The sequence below is a fragment of the Shewanella sp. 553 genome, assembly GCF_059338375.1.
Genome location: NZ_CM181701.1, coordinates 2,992,757 through 3,009,490, shown reverse-complemented (window position 1 = coordinate 3,009,490; position 16,734 = coordinate 2,992,757). Strand labels below are relative to the sequence as shown.

The following is a 16,734-nucleotide window of genomic DNA, read 5'->3' as shown; positions in this document are numbered from 1 at the left end:
GACGTCCAGACGCCTGTTTTGCTTGTGGCGTATTTATGGTTAATCAAGCTTGAGTTGTGATGTCGGTGTAGGGGTCATCACTCGTTGGCTTATCTCATTTAGAAGGGTATCAGTATGCAAACTATCAATATCGCGTCATTAGGTTTTCCTAGAATTGGGCGTCAGCGTGAACTTAAATTTGCGTTAGAGCAATATTGGCGCCAAGAGATCACGCCAGCGGCGCTGCATGAGGTGGCCAGCACTTTACGGCAAACTCATTGGCAGTGGCAGGCCGATGCGGGAGTGAGTTTGCTGCCAGTAGGTGACTTTGCCTACTACGATCAGGTGCTTACCTTAAGCGCCACCATTAATGCTATTCCAGCTCGCCATCGTGATGGCGACAAGGTGGATTTAGATACCCTATTTAGAGTGGCACGAGGGCGCGCCCCAACAGGTACAGCCAGCAGCGCCTCGCAAATGAAAAAGTATTTTAATAGTAATTATCACTATATCGTGCCCGAGCTGAGTCAAAATCAAACGTTCAGTATTGCCTATGAACAGTTGTTTGATGAGGTGGAGCAGGCCAAAGCCTTGGGTCATCAGGTGAAACCTGTGTTGCTTGGGCCACTGTCTTACCTCTACTTGGCAAAATGCGAGGGGCAAGCATTTGATAAGTTGAGTTTGTTACCCCAATTGATTGAGGTTTATCAGGCGATCCTTGCTCGCTTTAAAGCCCAAGGGGTGACATGGGTGCAGCTTGATGAACCCATCTTAGCATTAGAGTTAACGCCTGAGTGGCAAGCGCCCTTCACCGCAACCTATGCCTCATTGAGCCGCGCGCAGGTTAAGCTGTTACTGGCCAGTTATTATGGCTCGGTGGCACATCACCATGGGCTAATTGCGAATTTAGCGGTGGCGGGTATTCATCTGGATTTAGTCAGTGCGCCAGAGCAGTTATCGTTGTTTGCGGGCAGTTTACAGCCCGAGCAAATATTGAGCCTAGGGGTGATTAACGGTCGTAATGTCTGGGCGGCCGAGTTAGATAAGATTGCCGCAGATATTGCCCCTGTGGTGGCCGATTTAGGCAAGCAGATCTGGTTAGCGCCGTCTTGCTCGTTACTGCATAGCCCGGTGGATCTTGATGTGGAAACCGAGCTTGATACAGCGCTGCGTCAGCAGCTCAGTTTTGCCAAACAAAAACTCAATGAGCTTAGCCAGCTGCGTACCCTATTACTCGAGCCAGACTCAGAGCCAGCTTTGGCTACAGCCCAGCGCTGCCGCGCGCGCCGCGAGGCCAGACAGCAGGCGGCTAATTCGCAGGTGAATGAGCGCGTCGCTGGATTAACCACTCGCGATTTTGAGCGCCAAAGCAGTTTTGCCCAGCGGCAAGTATTGCAACAGCGGCGCCTGCGCTTGCCTTTACTGCCGACCACGACCATAGGCTCGTTTCCACAAACCCCAGCCATACGAGGACTGCGCAGTCGCTGGCGTAAAGGTGAGTTGACCGAAGCGGCGTATATTGCCCAGTTGCAAGGTGTTACTCGCGACACCATACAAAGGCAGTTGAAACTGGGTATCGATGTGTTGGTTCATGGTGAAGCCGAACGTAACGACATGGTGGAATATTTTGGTGAACAGTTAGATGGCGTCGGTTTTACCCAATTTGGCTGGGTGCAAAGTTACGGCTCACGTTGTGTTAAACCGCCCTTAATTTATGGTGATGTCTCACGGCCTAAGCCGATGACATTAGACTGGGCCACCTATGCCCAATCGCTGACTGATAAACCCGTCAAAGGGATGCTGACTGGCCCGGTAACCATCTTACATTGGTCATTTGCCCGCGAAGATATTAGCCGCGAGGTGATCGCGAACCAACTGGCCTTGGCCATCCGTGATGAAGTGGTTGATCTGCAAAACGCGGGGATTAAGATTATCCAGATCGATGAGCCGGCATTTCGCGAAGGGTTGCCGCTGAAACAATCACAGTGGCAAACCTACTTAGATTGGGCTGTAAACGCCTTTAAACTCAGCGCCGCCGGCGTTAAGGATGACACCCAGATCCACACCCATATGTGTTACAGCGAGTTTAATGCCACCATCGCATCGATTGCTGCCATGGACGCCGATGTGATCACCATTGAAACTTCGCGCTCAAATATGGAGTTGCTCAATGCCTTCGAAGATTTCGACTATCCCAACGAGATAGGCCCAGGCGTGTATGATATCCATAGCCCGAATATCCCCAGCGTCGAGCAGATGGTTGCGCTTATTGACAAGGCGGTGACTAAAATTCCTGTTCGCCAATTGTGGGTTAATCCAGATTGTGGGCTCAAGACGCGCACTTGGGATGAAGTTGAACCTGCGTTGCAAAATATGGTGACGGCCACGCAGGAGCTAAGACGCAGACTGGGTTAATGTGATGAGCTTGATGTTGTCTTGGATGTCAATGTTCGTGCAATAAATGACCGGGTAAGATAGGTGGCTTTAAGTGAGCCACCTATTTTTTTGCAAAAATGATGCGCAGCAAGTGTCATTCATGGTGGGCAAGAGATTAAGAGGTTAGGAAGTAAGAAGTAAGAAGTAAGGGCTATTTATGAAAGCGTCCATCTGCCGAGGCTATCATCTGTGTGTGCTGTAAAGGGATTGACCCGATAAGTGCTTCTCGATAACACAATAACACGGCAGGGAAATCGTTTAGCGCCATAGCATTCGCTTGATTGGCAAATGGCGATATCTGGCTGGCTTATAAAAGCGGCTTAAGTTGTATAGCAGTTGCTTGATCATTAAATGATATGACCGTATCAAAGCACACATCACAGCACCTATTGCAATTTATTTAAAATCTAATACTGAACTAAATCAAATTATATCAAGGTATTAAATTAAATCTTATTGCGTTAGACTTCGCTTAATTACTTGGCTTTCGTCCATATTCCTATCGTTATTCGTCAATTCAAATGTAGGGTGAAACATGAACAAATTATTAGTGTCGGCTGCGTTTGCGGCTTCAACCGTCTCCTTTACTGGGCATGCTGACTCGGCGCAAGCCCACCAAGATGAACGTGCTGCAAATAAGCCCGAGCAAGTTACTATGCTGCCAGTTTTAACTGGAAAAATGGCGCAAGAGATAGTTAATTTTGCATTTTTACAAGCTCAACAAGATCAATTGGCGGTGTCTATCACTGTGGTCGATAGATCTGGACAAACCTTAGCCGTGCTTAGAGATCATCAAGCTGGGGTTCACACCATTCGTGCCAGTTATAAAAAGGCCTACACGGCTAACTCGCAAAAAAGACCGACCGCTGTGATTGCCAAAGGGATTAAAGAGGGCACCATTCCTGAAGATATCAGGTATTTGGATGAAAATATTTTAGCAATGGACGGCGGCATCCCCATCTATATTAATGATGTCGTTGTTGGCGGCATTGGCGTGGGCGGTGCCCACGGCAGTGAAGATGTGCGCATCGCCGAAGCGGGTTTAAAAGCGCTGGCGGCAGTTAACTAGGTCGGTTGAATTTTCGAGCTCTGTTGTTTCTGGCTTAATTGTTTGGAATGAGTTTTTTAGAGTTGGATTTGCTGTATTAGTATTTTAATTCAATGCTTTACATAAGATACCGCATGAAGGTGAGTCGTTAAGCGGCTCACCTCTTTTTTGCCCATCACTCAGCCTAGCTCAGTTGTCATTAATCGGCATGATACCGGCGTAGTTGATGCCCGATAGCTGCGCCATCTCTCTATGCCATGTGGCTAAGTCATTAGGATTAAAATCACTTAGGTGATGATGACCACAGGCGCGCGCCATCACCTGCATCAGCTCAGTTGAGGCGGCAAGAAAGTTGGCCAGTTGCCGCGCTGAGGTGTCGATATTAAGCCGCTGGCGTAGAGAGGCATTTTGGGTGGCGATACCTGCTGGGCAGTTATTGGTATTACAAATTCGCGCGGCTACGCAGCCAATGGATTGCATCGCGCTGTTTGCGATAGCGACGCCGTCGGCGCCCAAGGCCATGGCTTTAACAAAGTCCATCGGCAATCGAAGGCCGCCAGTGATAATCAAGGTGACGCGCCCGCTAGCGCCCTGGCTGTCTAAATAGCGACGCGCCCGAGCAAGTGCCGGGATGGTTGGGACACTGATGTGGTCGCGAAATATTTGTGGTGCGGCGCCTGTGCCACCACCACGACCATCTAAGATGATGTAGTCGGCGCTGGCGTCGAGGGCAAACTGGATATCTTGCTCGATATGGTTGGCGCTCAGTTTAAAGCCGATAGGCACGCCGCCACTGAGCTCACGTACGCGATCGGCAAAACGTTTGAAGTCGCTGACCGTGCGCAGGTCGTGAAAAGTCGGTGGCGAGATGGCATCTTCACCGGCTTTTATCCCTCGCACTTCGGCAATCTTTCCCTGATTTTTGATGCCAGGTAGGTGGCCGCCAGTACCGGTTTTAGCGCCTTGGCCCCCTTTAAAATGAAATGCCTGAATCGAGTGTAATAGCGCCTCTTTATAACCAAATTTGGCGCTAGCCAATTCATAAAAATAACGTGAGTTGGCCGCTTGCTCGGCAGGTAACATGCCCCCTTCACCAGAGCAGATGCCTGTTCCTGCAAGCTCTGCACCTTTGGCTAAGGCGATTTTCGCCTCTTCAGATAGGGCGCCAAAACTCATATCAGAGACCAATAAGGGGATGCTGAGTTGCAGCGGCTTACGTGCTTCGGGCCCGATGATAAGCTCTGTGTGTACCTTCTCATCTTCAAATAACGGTTTTGTTGCCATCTGCGCGGTCATTATTTGGATATCGTCCCAATGGGGCAACTGTTGGCGCGGCACCCCCATGGCGACTATAGGGCCGTGATGTCCCAGTGTGCTTAGTCCTTCTCTGGCTAGCTGGTGGATGAGGGCGACGCTGGGCTCTTCTGCTGTGGCGATGGCGCTTGGCATCTCATCATTGCTGGGCGCCGCGGAGATGCCTGGGCCTTCTGTGCCGACTTGCTCTTGGGTAAATTGCTTATGACTGCCGTCGCAAAAAGGGGCATTACCTGTGTGCTTGCAGGCGCAAAGGTAGGCGTCGCCATCTTGTTTTGCCGTAAATGCTTTTGGCTCAAAGCCGCTGCCTTGGTGGGAATCATCGCAAAATGGCTGGTTGCTAGAGCGGCCACAGACACAAAAAAAGTATTCTTTACCTTGGGTTAATTCGACCTTCTTGGGTTTGTTGTCAGCAATAATTGGCTTGTCCATTCGAGCTCCTATGCAGATGAACTACGGCGATTTGATTGCCTTCAGTCTAGGAGATTTTTGCCATTAATGCCGATAGTGGGCTTTTTACGCGCAGAGGTAAAAAAGCTTTCTATACTCAAAGTAGACGACCAACTAACTTGGGAGAATCATTATGAGTCACACCTATAAGATCATCGAGCTTGTCGGATCTTCACCCATCAGTTCCGATGAAGCGATAAAGAATGCCATCGCCGAAGCGAGTCAGTCGTTACATCATTTACGTTGGTTTGAGGTGGTTGAGACCCGTGGCCATTTAGAGGAGGGGCTCATTGCCCATTGGCAAGTCACGGTTAAGGTGGGTTTTACCTTAGATACTGACAGATAAAGGAAAGCAGGCGATAGGTGGTTTGCGCCAAGGCTCATATTAAGGCTTACGCATCTCTTGGTAAGCCTTTTTCAATGGTGCGGACCACACGCTGGGTCTTGCGGTTAGGGTGCTGCGCGGCGACCATTTGTACCGCTAATGTGCTGGTCTCATCGGCGGGTGGGTTGGCTTTTGTCTGCTGCTGCATTAACGCCCAGTCAATATGTTCTATTACCATCTCATCGACCTCATCGCTTATACGTCTGTGCTGCAGCGCGGCCATAATGGCATCCGAATGCGGCGCATTGCCCAGCGCCACGGCAATGTTACGAAGCCAGCGCTTATGGCCAATACGGCGAATGGCACTGCCTTCGGTGTAACGTAAAAACTCGGCTTCACTCCAAGCAAACAGTGTGAGCAATTGCGGGTGTTTAAGTGGGTCGCGAGTGTGAAAGTCACTCTCTTGGGTCAATGGTGCCTGCGCATTGACGGGGCACACCAGTTGGCAGTCGTCACAGCCGTAGATACGGTTGCCGATCAGCGGCCGAAATTCGATTGGGATCGCGCCCTGCAGTTCGATGGTTAGGTAAGAGATACAGCGCCCGCCATCGACAACATAGGGTTCAACTATGGCATTGGTGGGGCACGATTTGATACAGGCGACGCAGGTTTGGCAATCGGCCTGAATGGGCACATCTATCGGCAGCGGCAGATCAATAAGCAGTTCGCCTAAGAAGAACCAGCTGCCGGCCTGATGATTGAGCAATAAGCTGTGTTTTCCCGTCCAACCAATGCCCGCCTTCTCGGCTAATGGTCGCTCAAGAATAGGGGCTGAATCGACAAAAGGACGAAAGTTGGGTTTTTCCATGCCTAAACTGGTTAATTCTGCCTCAATCTGTTGACCCAATTTTTTGAGCCGATTACGGATCATCTTATGGTAATCACGGCCTCCGGCATAACGAGAAATATAGGCCATATTCGGGTCGCGTAAATGGGTAGCAAAGCCAGCTTCTGGTGGCAGATAATCCATTCTCGCCGAGATAACTCTTAAGGTGCCGGGGTGGAGTTCTTGCGGGCGGGCTCGCATCATCCCGTGGGCCTGCATGTAGTGCATCTGTGCGTGATACCCCTTGTCGAGCCATGCTTGTAGCTTGGGCTCTTCTTGGGTTAAGTCGGTATCGGTAATGCCTATTTGTGCAAATCCGAGCGCTTTGCCCCACTGCTTTATCTTGATGGCAAGTTGTTGCAGTTGGCTGCTATTGAGTTGAGATAGCGCTGTTGGCTGTGTTTGCATGGTAATGGTATCGACATAGTGATGATGGCTAACTGCCACATAATACCAGTTAAGCCGCAGTGGCAACACCTTGAGTGGCTCACAAGCTTAATCAGCAATTAGTATCAGAATTAGTATCAGCAGTAGCGTGAGGTCGTAGCGTAGCACTGGGCGTACAGACTCGTTACAAATGACTAGTTATAAATGACTAAGTACAAACGACTGGGTACAAATCATTGGGCGCAAATGACTGAGTGCAGCTTAGTGGGGGACCGATTGGGGGCGTCGATGAAGCGTGGCAGGCAACTCATATGGGGTTTATGGCACTCAGTTTTGCTTTTCGTCTGCGCGACAGGTATAAAGTCAGCCTTTTCCCGATATCTATTTTAAGCGAGTTATAGTGAAACGATTATGCGCAAGTATTGTCATGCTGCTAAGTTCATCTTACTGCAGCGCATCTAGCCTTGAACAGTCGGGGGATGTATTGCATCTGTTGTTACCTGCGGTCACTTTAGGGGCCTCTATTGCCGTTGAAGATGATTATCAGGGCAGTTGGCAGCTGATTAAAAGCGGCGTGGTCTCGCGTGTGGCGGTCGAAGGCTTAAAATATGCCATCGATAAACAGCGTCCAGATGGATCGGGCGATGATTCTTTTCCCTCTGGACACACCGCCGATACCTTTGCCGCGGCTACTTTTGTGCAGCAACGCTATGGTTGGCAGTGGGCGATCCCGGCTTATGTGGCTGCCGGTTATGTTGGTTATACCCGGGTGGCGAGTGATAAACACTATCTGGAAGATGTGTTAGCGGGCGCAGCGATTGGCATAGTGTCGGGACTCTATTTTACCGATCCCTATAAAGGTATCACCATCAGCCCGATTGCCGGTAAAGATAACTATGGCATTTATATCAGCGGGACATTTTAACTAAAGGGTTTACAAACATATGAATTATCAGAGCCAAGCCTATCAACAGCGGGCACAACAGGTGGCGTTAAACGTCTGCAATAGCGTTATCCCTATGGATAAGGTGCCGGCTAATTTGATGGCAGCTTATGCCAATCTTTGTCAGGAATTGATTGAAGATAAAGACCAAAAATTTGCAGCCGTGTGGGATGGCCTACCAGCCAGTGCCAGTGCATTATTGCCGCAAGCCGATTTTCATGGTTTTTATATCGCTAACGCTTGGTTGCAACTGAGTCGTGTGGCGCAAGATATTGCCGAGCTGGCAGACAGTGATGAAGCGATTGATGAAAAAGAGTACAACAATATTTTTACGCGTTTATCGGATGCGTCATTAAAAGAAAGTGCTAAAAAGCTTAAAAAAGCGCGTACCGACAGAGCCTTGCTCAACAGCATCAAGAGTGTGATTGGCGGCGAGTGATAAGGTGTCGCCATGACGATGCGACATGTGAGTGCCACTAAGAGAAAATGAACGCCCATCATTAACGCGGTTAATGATGGGCGTTTTTTTAGGGCGGGATAAGCGGTTAAACCGAGGCGATTTCGGCGGCGGTTAAGTAGCGCCACTCGCCAGGTGCGAGCGCCTCGTCCAGTTCGATATGGCCGACACATTCGCGGTGCAAGCCCACAACTTTATTGCCCACAGCGGCAAACATGCGTTTGACTTGATGATACTTACCTTCGGTGATTGTTAGTCGCACCTGTTGCGGGTCAATAATCTCTAAGGTGGCAGGTTTAGTTAGGCCATCTTCATTTTTCAGTGCTATGCCTTGGGCAAACTCGGCAATGAGCGCTTCACCAATTGGATCGGCCAGCTGAACCAGATAGCGCTTACCGCACTCTTTTTTTGGTGAGGTGATTTTATGTGACCATTGGCCATCGCTGGTGATCAGTACCAGCCCTGTGGTATCGACATCTAAGCGACCAGCAATGTGCAGCTCTTCTGGTTTGGCGACATCGATAAGGCTCAGCACCGACGGGTACTCTTCATCTATGGTAGAGCAGATGGTATTGACTGGCTTGTTGAGCATGATAAAGCGAGGACCAATCACTGAGATGACTTCACCATTAAGGCAAATTTGATGGTGTGGAGTCACTTTAAAGCCGGAGTCTTTGACTATGGTGCCATCGCAGGTCACATCGCCTCGATGCAGGGCTTTTTTGGCCAGTGAGCGGGTTAAAGAGGTGGACTCGCAGATAAATTTGTCTAAACGCACAGGTTACTCGGCAATAAAATCATAATGGCAGACATTATGAGGCTAGCGCCGTCAAAGGGAAAGGGGTAGCGTAGTAATTCGCTCGACGTCACTAGCCACCATTACGATGATGTCGAGATTTAACGCTTGCAAGGATAACCCATGACAATAACACTTACAGACTTGGCTGATAGTCCATTTACTCAGATGATTAATGGCGAGGAATATTATTGCTTAGAACCGCAATTACAAGCGTTTTGGCAACAGCAGCAACAACTTAATCAGGTGGCTAATCGCACAGGCCAACTCGACAGGCAACTGCTGCCCAATATTGTCCCCAGCGCCCATATTCAATCTCCATTCTTTATCAGCTACGGGGTCAATGTGCACCTAAGCGACGAGGTGTTTATTAATGCCAATGTCACCTTGCAAGACAATGCCCCCATCTATATTGGTCGTAATACTATGCTAGGGCCCAATGTGCAGTGTTACACCGCCAGCCACCCACTGGATGCCGAGCGCCGCCTACAGGGATGGGAAACCGCTAAGGCGATTGATATTGGTGAGCGAGTGTGGATTGGCGGTGGGGCGATTATTCTCCCTGGGGTGACGATTGGTAATGAGGCGGTGATTGCCGCGGGGGCTGTGGTGAGCAAAGATGTGGCGGCTAAAACCCTTGTCGGCGGCAATCCAGCGAGAGAGATTAAACAGCTTTAACGGCAGGGTTATGGGTTATATGGCACCTGTGATATGAAACCTTTAGTTACATATCTGTGGTGCAATGACGTCAGTAGAATGGGAGATTAACTTGTTTACATTGGCCCAAACAATTTAACATGTATGGTTTGCAGCAAGTAACCCATTTGAACTCGATGATAAGCGCCGCAAGATACTAGTGTGATAGTCACCTAAGTACAGTTCAACATGGCGACATAACAATAAATAGCAACAAAACAATAATTCAATCAGCAAATACCAAGGAATTCAGATGAAGAAAGTGCTCGTAGGCGGACTTTGCGCCTCATTAATCGTGGGCCTTAGCGCCTGTAATAACAATAACGTCGAAGTTAGTGCGCCAGAGATGGCCAAAACAGAAGCCGCGGTTGCCGTTGAGCAGGCGCTGACGTCGGGTATCGACTTTGTCAACTTTGATAAATCGGTTCGTCCGCAAGACGACTTTTATTCATATGTGAATGGCACCTGGATCAATAACACCGAGATCCCAAGCGACCGTACCAGCACGGGCGCCTTTTATGATTTACGTGAAAAGTCTCGTGATGACGTTAAAGCCATTATTGAAGAAGTGGCTGCAACGCCTAATCTTACCGCGGGCAGTGACGAGCAAAAAGTGGCCGATCTGTATCGCTCATTTATGGACACAGACACCTTAAACGCATTAGGGATAAAGCCTATTCAGGCTGAACTAGATAAGATTGCCGCACTGCAAAATAAAAATGAATTAGTCGAGTATTTTGCCCATAGCCAAGTGATTGGCGGGGGCACACCCCTAGCATTTTACATCAACATCGACGCCAAAGATTCTAGCCGTTATGCCACCCATATTTGGCAGTATGGCTTAAGCTTGCCAGAAAAAGATTACTATTTTAACGAGGCAGAGCGCTTCGTTAAGATCCGTCAGGCGTTTGTCGAACACATTGAAAAAATGTTCACGTTGGCAGGCTTACCTAATCCTAAAGCTAGCGCTGAACAGGTGTTAGCCCTAGAAACCGCAATCGCTAGCCGTCATTGGGATGTGGTCGAAACGCGTGATAGCACTAAGACCTATAACCTGTATCAAGTGGCTGAGCTCTCTAGCTTAGCACCAGACATCAACTGGGACGGTTACCTCAAAACCTTAGGTGCCGACCAGCAAGCAGACATTATCATTAACCAACCTAGCTTTATTGAAGGTTTCAATGAGGTGCTTAAGGCTAATGATTTAGCCACATGGCAGACCTATATGACTTGGCAAACCCTCACCCATTTTGCCGGTAATTTAAGCTTAGATCTCGACAAAGAGAATTTTGAGTTTTTCGCGAAGACCCTTAATGGCCAAGCCGAACAAGAGCCTCGTTGGAAGCGCGGCGTGGGCGCGGTGAATTCAGTCTTAGGTGAAGTTGTCGGCAAGGTGTACGTTAAGCGTCACTTTACTCCTGAAGCTAAAGAGCGCATGCAAGGTTTGGTTGAAAACTTACGCGGCGCCTACGGCGAAAGTATCGAAAACTTAAGCTGGATGAGTCCAGACACCAAAGTGGCGGCTAAAGATAAGTTGGCTAAATTTGACCCTAAAATCGGCTATCCCGATCGCTGGGAAGATTACACTAAGCTGACCATTAAAAGTGATGACTTAGTGGGTAACGCCATGCGCGCCAGTACCTTAAGCCATGATAAAGAGCTAGAAAAACTCGGCTCAGCGATTCGGAAGTGGGAGTGGCACATGACGCCGCAAACCGTTAACGCTTACTACAATCCAACGATGAATGAAATTGTCTTCCCTGCGGCTATCTTACAACCGCCATTTTTTAACATGGCGGCCGATGATGCGGTTAACTATGGTGGCATTGGCGCTGTAATTGGCCATGAAATGGGCCATGGTTTCGATGACCAAGGGGCTAAGTTTGATGGTGAAGGCAACATGCGTGATTGGTGGACAGAGCAAGACTTAAAAGAGTTTGCCGCGCGCGGTAAAGCCTTAGTCGAACAGTACAATAACTATGCGGTGTTCGACGACCTTAAAGTCAACGGTGAGTTGACGCTGGGTGAGAACATTGGCGATCTGTCGGGAGTGACCATCGCCTACAAGGCTTACAAGATGTCACTCGATGGCAAAGAAGCGCCGGTTATTGACGGCTTGAGTGGTGATGAGCGCTTCTTTATCGGCTTTAGCCAAATTTGGCGCGCTAAGATGAAAGAGGAAGCGATGCGTAATCGAGTGGCTACCGATCCTCATTCACCCGCTAAATTCCGTGCGATAGGAGCACTGTCAAACATGCCCGAGTTTTACACCACCTTTAACGTTAAAGAGGGCGACGCTATGTATATTGCGCCTGAAAAGCAGGTGAAAATTTGGTAAGTCTGTAAGGCAAGATTAAGCGCTATGCTATCTGCTGCTATGCAGATAGATTTCACGCTTTAAAATTTAACTTTAGTTAATAAAAAGAGCGCATTACGCGCTCTTTTTTGTTGGTTTTTTATCGTGCGTTAAGATGAATCAATATTCACTTTGCATTCAGCAAGGGTTAAGCCATTGGAGGATAGATTAGAGGCTCGAGGTTAGGATTGTTACCGAGGATGGTTATGAATAGATTATTTCGCACCTTTATTATTTTCCTGTTATTGCTGTCGACCCGTAGCGGTTTAGCCGCCAGTTATGAGCCCCAAGTTAATCTAAAAGACCCACGCAGCAACTTCATCTCCCGCCAATCATTTAATCCTAACCTCGCTGGCCTTATCGCCATCCCCACCACGTCGTCACAACCCATTCGACAAACCAGCAGTAATCTAGAGCAACTTTACGCCAAAGCCGATGGCGCTCAGCAAGAGTTGCAAGACATACTCAAGAGTATTGATGGGGCTGAGCACTACGAGTTGATTGTACCGGCGATTAAAAGTTATCAGCGCGCGGCGCAGAAGGTCGCCGTTAAGTTTAATGGTGATGCCAGTCAAATTACCGATTTAGCCCGTGCCAGTATTGTTGCCAGCGATATTCATCGCCTGATGCATGCGTTCGAAGCGTTGCAACACAAGGCGACGATTGTGCAGGTTAAAAACCGCTTTGCCATGCCTAAAGCATCGGGTTATCGCGATCTTAATCTGTTAGTCAAGCTGCCACAAAGCGGCATGATTGCCGAGGTTCAGTTACACCTTAAAGCCATTGCTGAGATTAAAAGTGGTGAGGAGCATCAGATTTATCAAACAGTGCAAACTATTGAAGCCAACGCCAAACAGCAGCAACGTGCACTGAGTCAATTGGAACTGGCTAAAATCACTCAGTTACGTCAGCAGTCTCATAAGTGCTATCACAAGGCATGGCTGCACTATAAACGTATCGACAGTGCTAACCTTATTGCCCAAGCTGCGTAGGTGGCAATGGCATATTGTCCTCAGCCGATGGCGTAGCGGCGACAGATAATCCACCGCTACGCCATTGAGCTGCGTTTACCCATCAGCCTTCGACTGAAATTGGCTTAACAAATCCTCGCCAAAGCGATTATACTTGCCGCCATTAGCCCCATAACTAGCGAATAAACCATGCATGATCTGATCGAACAGCTACAGGAATTAAGTGAAACCGTACCGGTTCCGTTAGAGTTACCCACCTTTGAACAGCTGGTGGAGGTGGAAGAGCAAATTTTGATCCCACTGCCTGCAGAGTTAAAAGAGTACCTCTTGTATGCCAGTGATGTGATCCACGGTACGCTAGAACCCGTGACCGCCAGCGATCCTTATGCGCATACCTATTTGCCCGAAGTGACCTCATATGCATGGTCCATTGGCCTGCCTCGAGAGTACATCGCTATCTGTCAGATGGGCGATGACTTTTACTGTATCGACCAAGAAGGTCAGGTGATGTTGTGGCGTGATGGTGAGCTCGATGAGGATGGTTGGGAGTCGTTTTGGCAGTGGGCCGAAGATGTGTGGATCCAAGCTTAGCCGCTTAACCTTGTCAGCGCTTTTTTTACCTTAGCTGATATTTATCCTAGCAAAACGATAGATGTTTACGTACTCAATTTGGAAATCAATATGTCGAAAAATGCAGAGTTAAATGCGATTGAAATTACCTACCTGCGCCACTCTTTAGGTTTAAGTGCGGCGCAAGTTGCTGAACTATCAAAGTCGACCGAAGCGCAAGTGCTGGCTTGGGAAGCGGGCGAGGCTGACGTATCAGGACTTGCAGCAAAAAAATTACTTGAGCTTGATGAAACCATCGAGATGCAAGTGCTTAATACCTGTGATGGTATTGAAGAGTTATTTAAAAAAGAACCCAAGCGCCGTTTAAGCTTTGTGGTGTACCCAACGCAGGTAATTTATACCCAATACAACCCTGAGTTTTTGAGTGCATTGCCGTTAACTGAGCTGTACAACACCGCGGCATGGCGTATCAAAAAAGAGTGCAAGTTAGTGCTAGAGGTCGATGTGACCCTAATCGCTCTGGACGTCGAAGCCTATAAAGCTTATCGCGAAAAAGAGGGGCTTAAAGAAAGCCGTGAAAGCCGTGCTAAGTGGGCGGCCACCCAGCTTTAAGTGATCGCTCAAATACCGTAAAGGTAGCCAGAAGACTAATGCCAGTCAGTTAAGCTGACTGGCATTTTTTGTTTTTGCTCGGGCTTGCTCTAGGTCGATCGCATCGCTCTTTGGGACGGCCTATTTTCAGCATGCTTGAGCGTCAAAGTCGCAATGTGCTTCTATTAAGTATTAAGGTTTCATCGTTTTCTGGAAACGTCTTAGGTCAGTTAATGGTAATGATGGGAAGCCGGTGAGCATGAGCCTTATGGCTGCTTTTTACTCTTTATTTTTAGTGGGTGTTGTAATGGCTGACATTAATCTGGTGATTCATTGAATGAATGTCTATTGACTCTATTTTAAAGACAGTTTCATATAGAATTTGTTTTATCTATGTTTTCTCTAATTAAGTTGTTTAACAACTTCCATGAGGAGAGCCCGAGCCTAGCGTGCCATTATGTGGGATTAATACAATATTGCAGGCAGCAACCTACCAAATATGAATAAACGGATAAATATACTATGAATAGCACGCATGCCACGGTGGCCATTGGCCCACTTGAACGAATCAATCGCGTACTCAAAGCCACGGGGCCTGGGTTGTTAATGGCGGCAGCGGCCATTGGAGCATCGCATTTGGTCGCTTCAACCCGCGCTGGCGCCGAATTTGGTTGGCAGCTCGCTTGGGTGATCGTGGCGGTTAATTTACTTAAGTATCCGTTTTTTGCGGCAGGAGCGCGTTATACCGCCGCCACTGGCGAGAGTTTGCTGCACGGTTACTTGCAGCAGGGCAGGCGCTACCTATTGTTGTTTACCGTGCTCAATACCATTGCGGCCATCGCTAGCACCGCGGGGGTGGCGATGTTAACCGCGGCGATGCTCACTTTGTTTATTCCCTTGTCTATCGATATCTTGGCGTTCATCGTCTTAGCGTCGAGCTTACTCATGTTGATACTGGGGCATTATCAACTGCTTGATAAGGTGACTAAGGTGGTCATGTTGGTGTTAACCATTACCACCTTAACGGCTGCAGCATTAGCGTTTAACGCCGAGCCCATTATAGTTGACGGATTTGTGTCACCTTCGCCATGGGATTGGGCCCATGTGGGCTTTTTGGTGGCGATGATGGGCTGGATGCCCGCGCCTATTGAAGTCAGTTGTTGGAACTCATTATGGCTATTAGAAAAGCAAAAGCAGCAAAGAGTGACTCAAGCGCAAGCCTTGTTCGATTTTAATTTAGGTTATGCCACTACAGCGGTATTGGCGGTGGTATTTTTATCCTTAGGAACCTTGGTGATGCATGGCAGCGGTGAGCATTTCTCGGCCTCTGGAGCCCAATTTGCTGACCAGCTCATTACCCTTTATAGCCAAGTACTTGGCAGCGAAAGTCGTTATTTAATCGCCATTGTGGCCCTGCTGTGTATTTTCAGTACCACTGTCACTGTGATTGATGGTTACAGCCGAACCTTAGCGTTAGGTTGGCAATTATTGATGCAGCAGCCAAGCGACAAAAGTAGTGCTTGGCTAACGGCCATCATGGTGGGGGTGAGTCTATTGGGGCTGGGGATCATCTTATTTTTCAAAGGTGCCTTGTTGCCATTATTACAGTTTGTTATGACGCTAGCGTTTATGACGACCATTATTTTTGCGTGGCTCAATTACCGATTAATGACCAGTGAACGCTTGGCCGTGGCGGATCGTTATGGTACTAAAATGCGCTTACTATCTTGGTTGGGCATGGGGTATTTGCTGGGCTTTGCAGGCCTATTTATCTATTGGAAAACGCTAGGGTAATCGTTTGTCTTGTGGGCTTGACTCCAATGTATATACGCAGGTGAAATATCGGCGGCGTGATGAGCCAAAAATGGTGAAAAAATCGCTTAGTTAACGGTAAAACTCAGTTATAATACGCCTCTAAGATGATCGCGCAGCCGCGCTATCCAAAAGGTAAAGACATTCGATTATGATTAACAACGATATATTACGCCGTTTACGTTTTGTGTTTGACTACCAAAATGCAAAAATGATTAAGATTTTTGCCAAGGTAAAACATGAGATAACCCAAGAAGAACTGCTCGACATGCTTAAGAAAGAGTCAGAAGAGGGCTATAAACCGTGTAACGATAAGACCCTTTGTCTGTTCCTTGATGGCTTGATCATCGAGAAGCGCGGTTTAAAAGAGGGCGCTGAGATCCCTGAGCCCGTGTCGCAGTTAAACAATAACCTGATATTCAAGAAGCTTCGAGTCGCACTTGAGATGCGTGAAGAAGATATCATCAACACGCTTGCCTTGGCAGACTTCAGCATGAGCAAGTCAGAGTTAGGTGCTTTGTTTAGAAAGCCTGGCCATAAGCATTTTAAAGAGTGTGGCGATCAGGTGTTGCGTAACTTCCTTACTGGGTTATCGATTAAATATCGTGGTAAGTGATCTTCAATAAGTCATATCAAAAGCACAGCCTAGGCTGTGCTTTTTTGTGTGCCAAAGTAGGATGTTTAAAACAAAGGCAAGGATAAAATAATCAAAAATCC

Annotated in this window: 15 protein-coding genes; 12 read left to right on the top strand and 3 right to left on the bottom strand. The window is 48.1% G+C overall.

Features of this window, described 5'->3' with window-relative positions:
* Positions 1–123: 123 nt before the first annotated feature.
* Together metE and AC5YBZ_RS13340 are read left to right on the top strand one after the other, a co-directional pair.
* Complete coding sequence (gene metE, locus AC5YBZ_RS13345; protein ID WP_494543728.1) at positions 124–2,394, top strand: 5-methyltetrahydropteroyltriglutamate--homocysteine S-methyltransferase; 2,271 nt, start codon at positions 124–126, stop codon at positions 2,392–2,394.
* A 556-nt stretch (positions 2,395–2,950) separates the two neighbouring features.
* Positions 2,951–3,484, top strand: a complete 534-nt coding sequence (locus tag AC5YBZ_RS13340; RefSeq protein ID WP_494543023.1) for a GlcG/HbpS family heme-binding protein — start codon at positions 2,951–2,953, stop codon at positions 3,482–3,484.
* Between the two features lie 168 nt (positions 3,485–3,652).
* Here AC5YBZ_RS13340 and AC5YBZ_RS13335 read toward each other — a convergent pair whose 3' ends face one another.
* Positions 3,653–5,209: a glutamate synthase-related protein gene (locus AC5YBZ_RS13335; protein ID WP_494543022.1), complete on the bottom strand. Its 1,557-nt coding sequence runs from the start codon at positions 5,207–5,209 to the stop codon at positions 3,653–3,655.
* A gap of 151 nt (positions 5,210–5,360) precedes the next feature.
* On the opposite strand from AC5YBZ_RS13335, the gene AC5YBZ_RS13330 reads away from it, so the two are divergent.
* A complete protein-coding gene (locus AC5YBZ_RS13330) occupies positions 5,361–5,573 on the top strand; it encodes a dodecin (RefSeq protein ID WP_110457480.1) in 213 nt (70 codons plus the stop codon).
* A gap of 46 nt (positions 5,574–5,619) precedes the next feature.
* Here the strand turns inward: AC5YBZ_RS13330 and queG are convergent, their stop codons facing one another.
* Complete coding sequence (gene queG / locus AC5YBZ_RS13325; RefSeq protein ID WP_494543727.1) at positions 5,620–6,846, bottom strand: tRNA epoxyqueuosine(34) reductase QueG; 1,227 nt, start codon at positions 6,844–6,846, stop codon at positions 5,620–5,622.
* A gap of 406 nt (positions 6,847–7,252) precedes the next feature.
* Between queG and AC5YBZ_RS13320 the strand changes: the two genes are divergently transcribed.
* Together AC5YBZ_RS13320 and AC5YBZ_RS13315 are read left to right on the top strand one after the other, a co-directional pair.
* A complete protein-coding gene (locus tag AC5YBZ_RS13320; RefSeq protein ID WP_475517033.1) occupies positions 7,253–7,750 on the top strand; it encodes a phosphatase PAP2 family protein in 498 nt (165 codons plus the stop codon).
* A gap of 19 nt (positions 7,751–7,769) precedes the next feature.
* Positions 7,770–8,207 carry a DUF3069 domain-containing protein gene (locus AC5YBZ_RS13315; protein WP_494543021.1) on the top strand — a complete coding sequence of 146 codons (438 nt, stop codon included), beginning with the start codon at positions 7,770–7,772 and terminating at the stop codon, positions 8,205–8,207.
* A gap of 106 nt (positions 8,208–8,313) precedes the next feature.
* Here the strand turns inward: AC5YBZ_RS13315 and rsuA are convergent, their stop codons facing one another.
* A complete protein-coding gene (gene rsuA, locus AC5YBZ_RS13310) occupies positions 8,314–9,003 on the bottom strand; it encodes a 16S rRNA pseudouridine(516) synthase RsuA (protein WP_494521107.1) in 690 nt (229 codons plus the stop codon).
* A gap of 141 nt (positions 9,004–9,144) precedes the next feature.
* On the opposite strand from rsuA, the gene AC5YBZ_RS13305 reads away from it, so the two are divergent.
* The 7 genes from AC5YBZ_RS13305 to AC5YBZ_RS13275 all read left to right on the top strand — a co-directional run bounded on the left by AC5YBZ_RS13305 (position 9,145) and on the right by AC5YBZ_RS13275 (position 16,633).
* Positions 9,145–9,699: a sugar O-acetyltransferase gene (locus AC5YBZ_RS13305; protein ID WP_494543020.1), complete on the top strand. Its 555-nt coding sequence runs from the start codon at positions 9,145–9,147 to the stop codon at positions 9,697–9,699.
* Between the two features lie 271 nt (positions 9,700–9,970).
* Positions 9,971–12,055 (top strand): M13 family metallopeptidase, encoded by a 2,085-nt coding sequence (locus AC5YBZ_RS13300; protein WP_494543019.1) that lies wholly within the window; start codon positions 9,971–9,973, stop codon positions 12,053–12,055.
* A 224-nt stretch (positions 12,056–12,279) separates the two neighbouring features.
* On the top strand, positions 12,280–13,065 hold the full coding sequence (locus AC5YBZ_RS13295; protein ID WP_494521110.1) for a RelA/SpoT domain-containing protein: 786 nt from the start codon (positions 12,280–12,282) through the stop codon (positions 13,063–13,065).
* 168 nt (positions 13,066–13,233) lie between these two features.
* Positions 13,234–13,635 (top strand): SMI1/KNR4 family protein, encoded by a 402-nt coding sequence (locus AC5YBZ_RS13290; protein WP_494521111.1) that lies wholly within the window; start codon positions 13,234–13,236, stop codon positions 13,633–13,635.
* Between the two features lie 90 nt (positions 13,636–13,725).
* Entirely contained in the window at positions 13,726–14,226 is a 501-nt protein-coding gene (locus AC5YBZ_RS13285; RefSeq protein ID WP_494521112.1) for a DUF4447 family protein, read from the top strand.
* Between the two features lie 501 nt (positions 14,227–14,727).
* Positions 14,728–15,999 carry an Nramp family divalent metal transporter gene (locus AC5YBZ_RS13280; RefSeq protein ID WP_494521113.1) on the top strand — a complete coding sequence of 424 codons (1,272 nt, stop codon included), beginning with the start codon at positions 14,728–14,730 and terminating at the stop codon, positions 15,997–15,999.
* A 169-nt stretch (positions 16,000–16,168) separates the two neighbouring features.
* Positions 16,169–16,633, top strand: a complete 465-nt coding sequence (locus AC5YBZ_RS13275; protein WP_110457489.1) for a YehS family protein — start codon at positions 16,169–16,171, stop codon at positions 16,631–16,633.
* The last annotated feature ends 101 nt before the right edge of the window (positions 16,634–16,734 follow it).

What these genes read in the sequence shown, in the direction of transcription:
- AC5YBZ_RS13280 (WP_494521113.1), top strand. Translation starts at nt 14,728, where the DNA reads ATGAATAGCACGCATGCCACGGTGGCCATTGGCCCACTTGAACGAATC.
- AC5YBZ_RS13320 (WP_475517033.1), top strand. Translation starts at nt 7,253, where the DNA reads ATGCTGCTAAGTTCATCTTACTGCAGCGCATCTAGCCTTGAACAGTCG.
- AC5YBZ_RS13335 (WP_494543022.1), bottom strand. Translation starts at nt 5,209, where the DNA reads ATGGACAAGCCAATTATTGCTGACAACAAACCCAAGAAGGTCGAATTA.
- AC5YBZ_RS13290 (WP_494521111.1), top strand. Translation starts at nt 13,234, where the DNA reads ATGCATGATCTGATCGAACAGCTACAGGAATTAAGTGAAACCGTACCG.
- AC5YBZ_RS13275 (WP_110457489.1), top strand. Translation starts at nt 16,169, where the DNA reads ATGATTAACAACGATATATTACGCCGTTTACGTTTTGTGTTTGACTAC.
- AC5YBZ_RS13330 (WP_110457480.1), top strand. Translation starts at nt 5,361, where the DNA reads ATGAGTCACACCTATAAGATCATCGAGCTTGTCGGATCTTCACCCATC.
- AC5YBZ_RS13300 (WP_494543019.1), top strand. Translation starts at nt 9,971, where the DNA reads ATGAAGAAAGTGCTCGTAGGCGGACTTTGCGCCTCATTAATCGTGGGC.
- AC5YBZ_RS13295 (WP_494521110.1), top strand. Translation starts at nt 12,280, where the DNA reads ATGAATAGATTATTTCGCACCTTTATTATTTTCCTGTTATTGCTGTCG.
- AC5YBZ_RS13315 (WP_494543021.1), top strand. Translation starts at nt 7,770, where the DNA reads ATGAATTATCAGAGCCAAGCCTATCAACAGCGGGCACAACAGGTGGCG.
- AC5YBZ_RS13285 (WP_494521112.1), top strand. Translation starts at nt 13,726, where the DNA reads ATGTCGAAAAATGCAGAGTTAAATGCGATTGAAATTACCTACCTGCGC.
- queG (WP_494543727.1), bottom strand. Translation starts at nt 6,846, where the DNA reads ATGCAAACACAGCCAACAGCGCTATCTCAACTCAATAGCAGCCAACTG.
- AC5YBZ_RS13340 (WP_494543023.1), top strand. Translation starts at nt 2,951, where the DNA reads ATGAACAAATTATTAGTGTCGGCTGCGTTTGCGGCTTCAACCGTCTCC.
- AC5YBZ_RS13305 (WP_494543020.1), top strand. Translation starts at nt 9,145, where the DNA reads ATGACAATAACACTTACAGACTTGGCTGATAGTCCATTTACTCAGATG.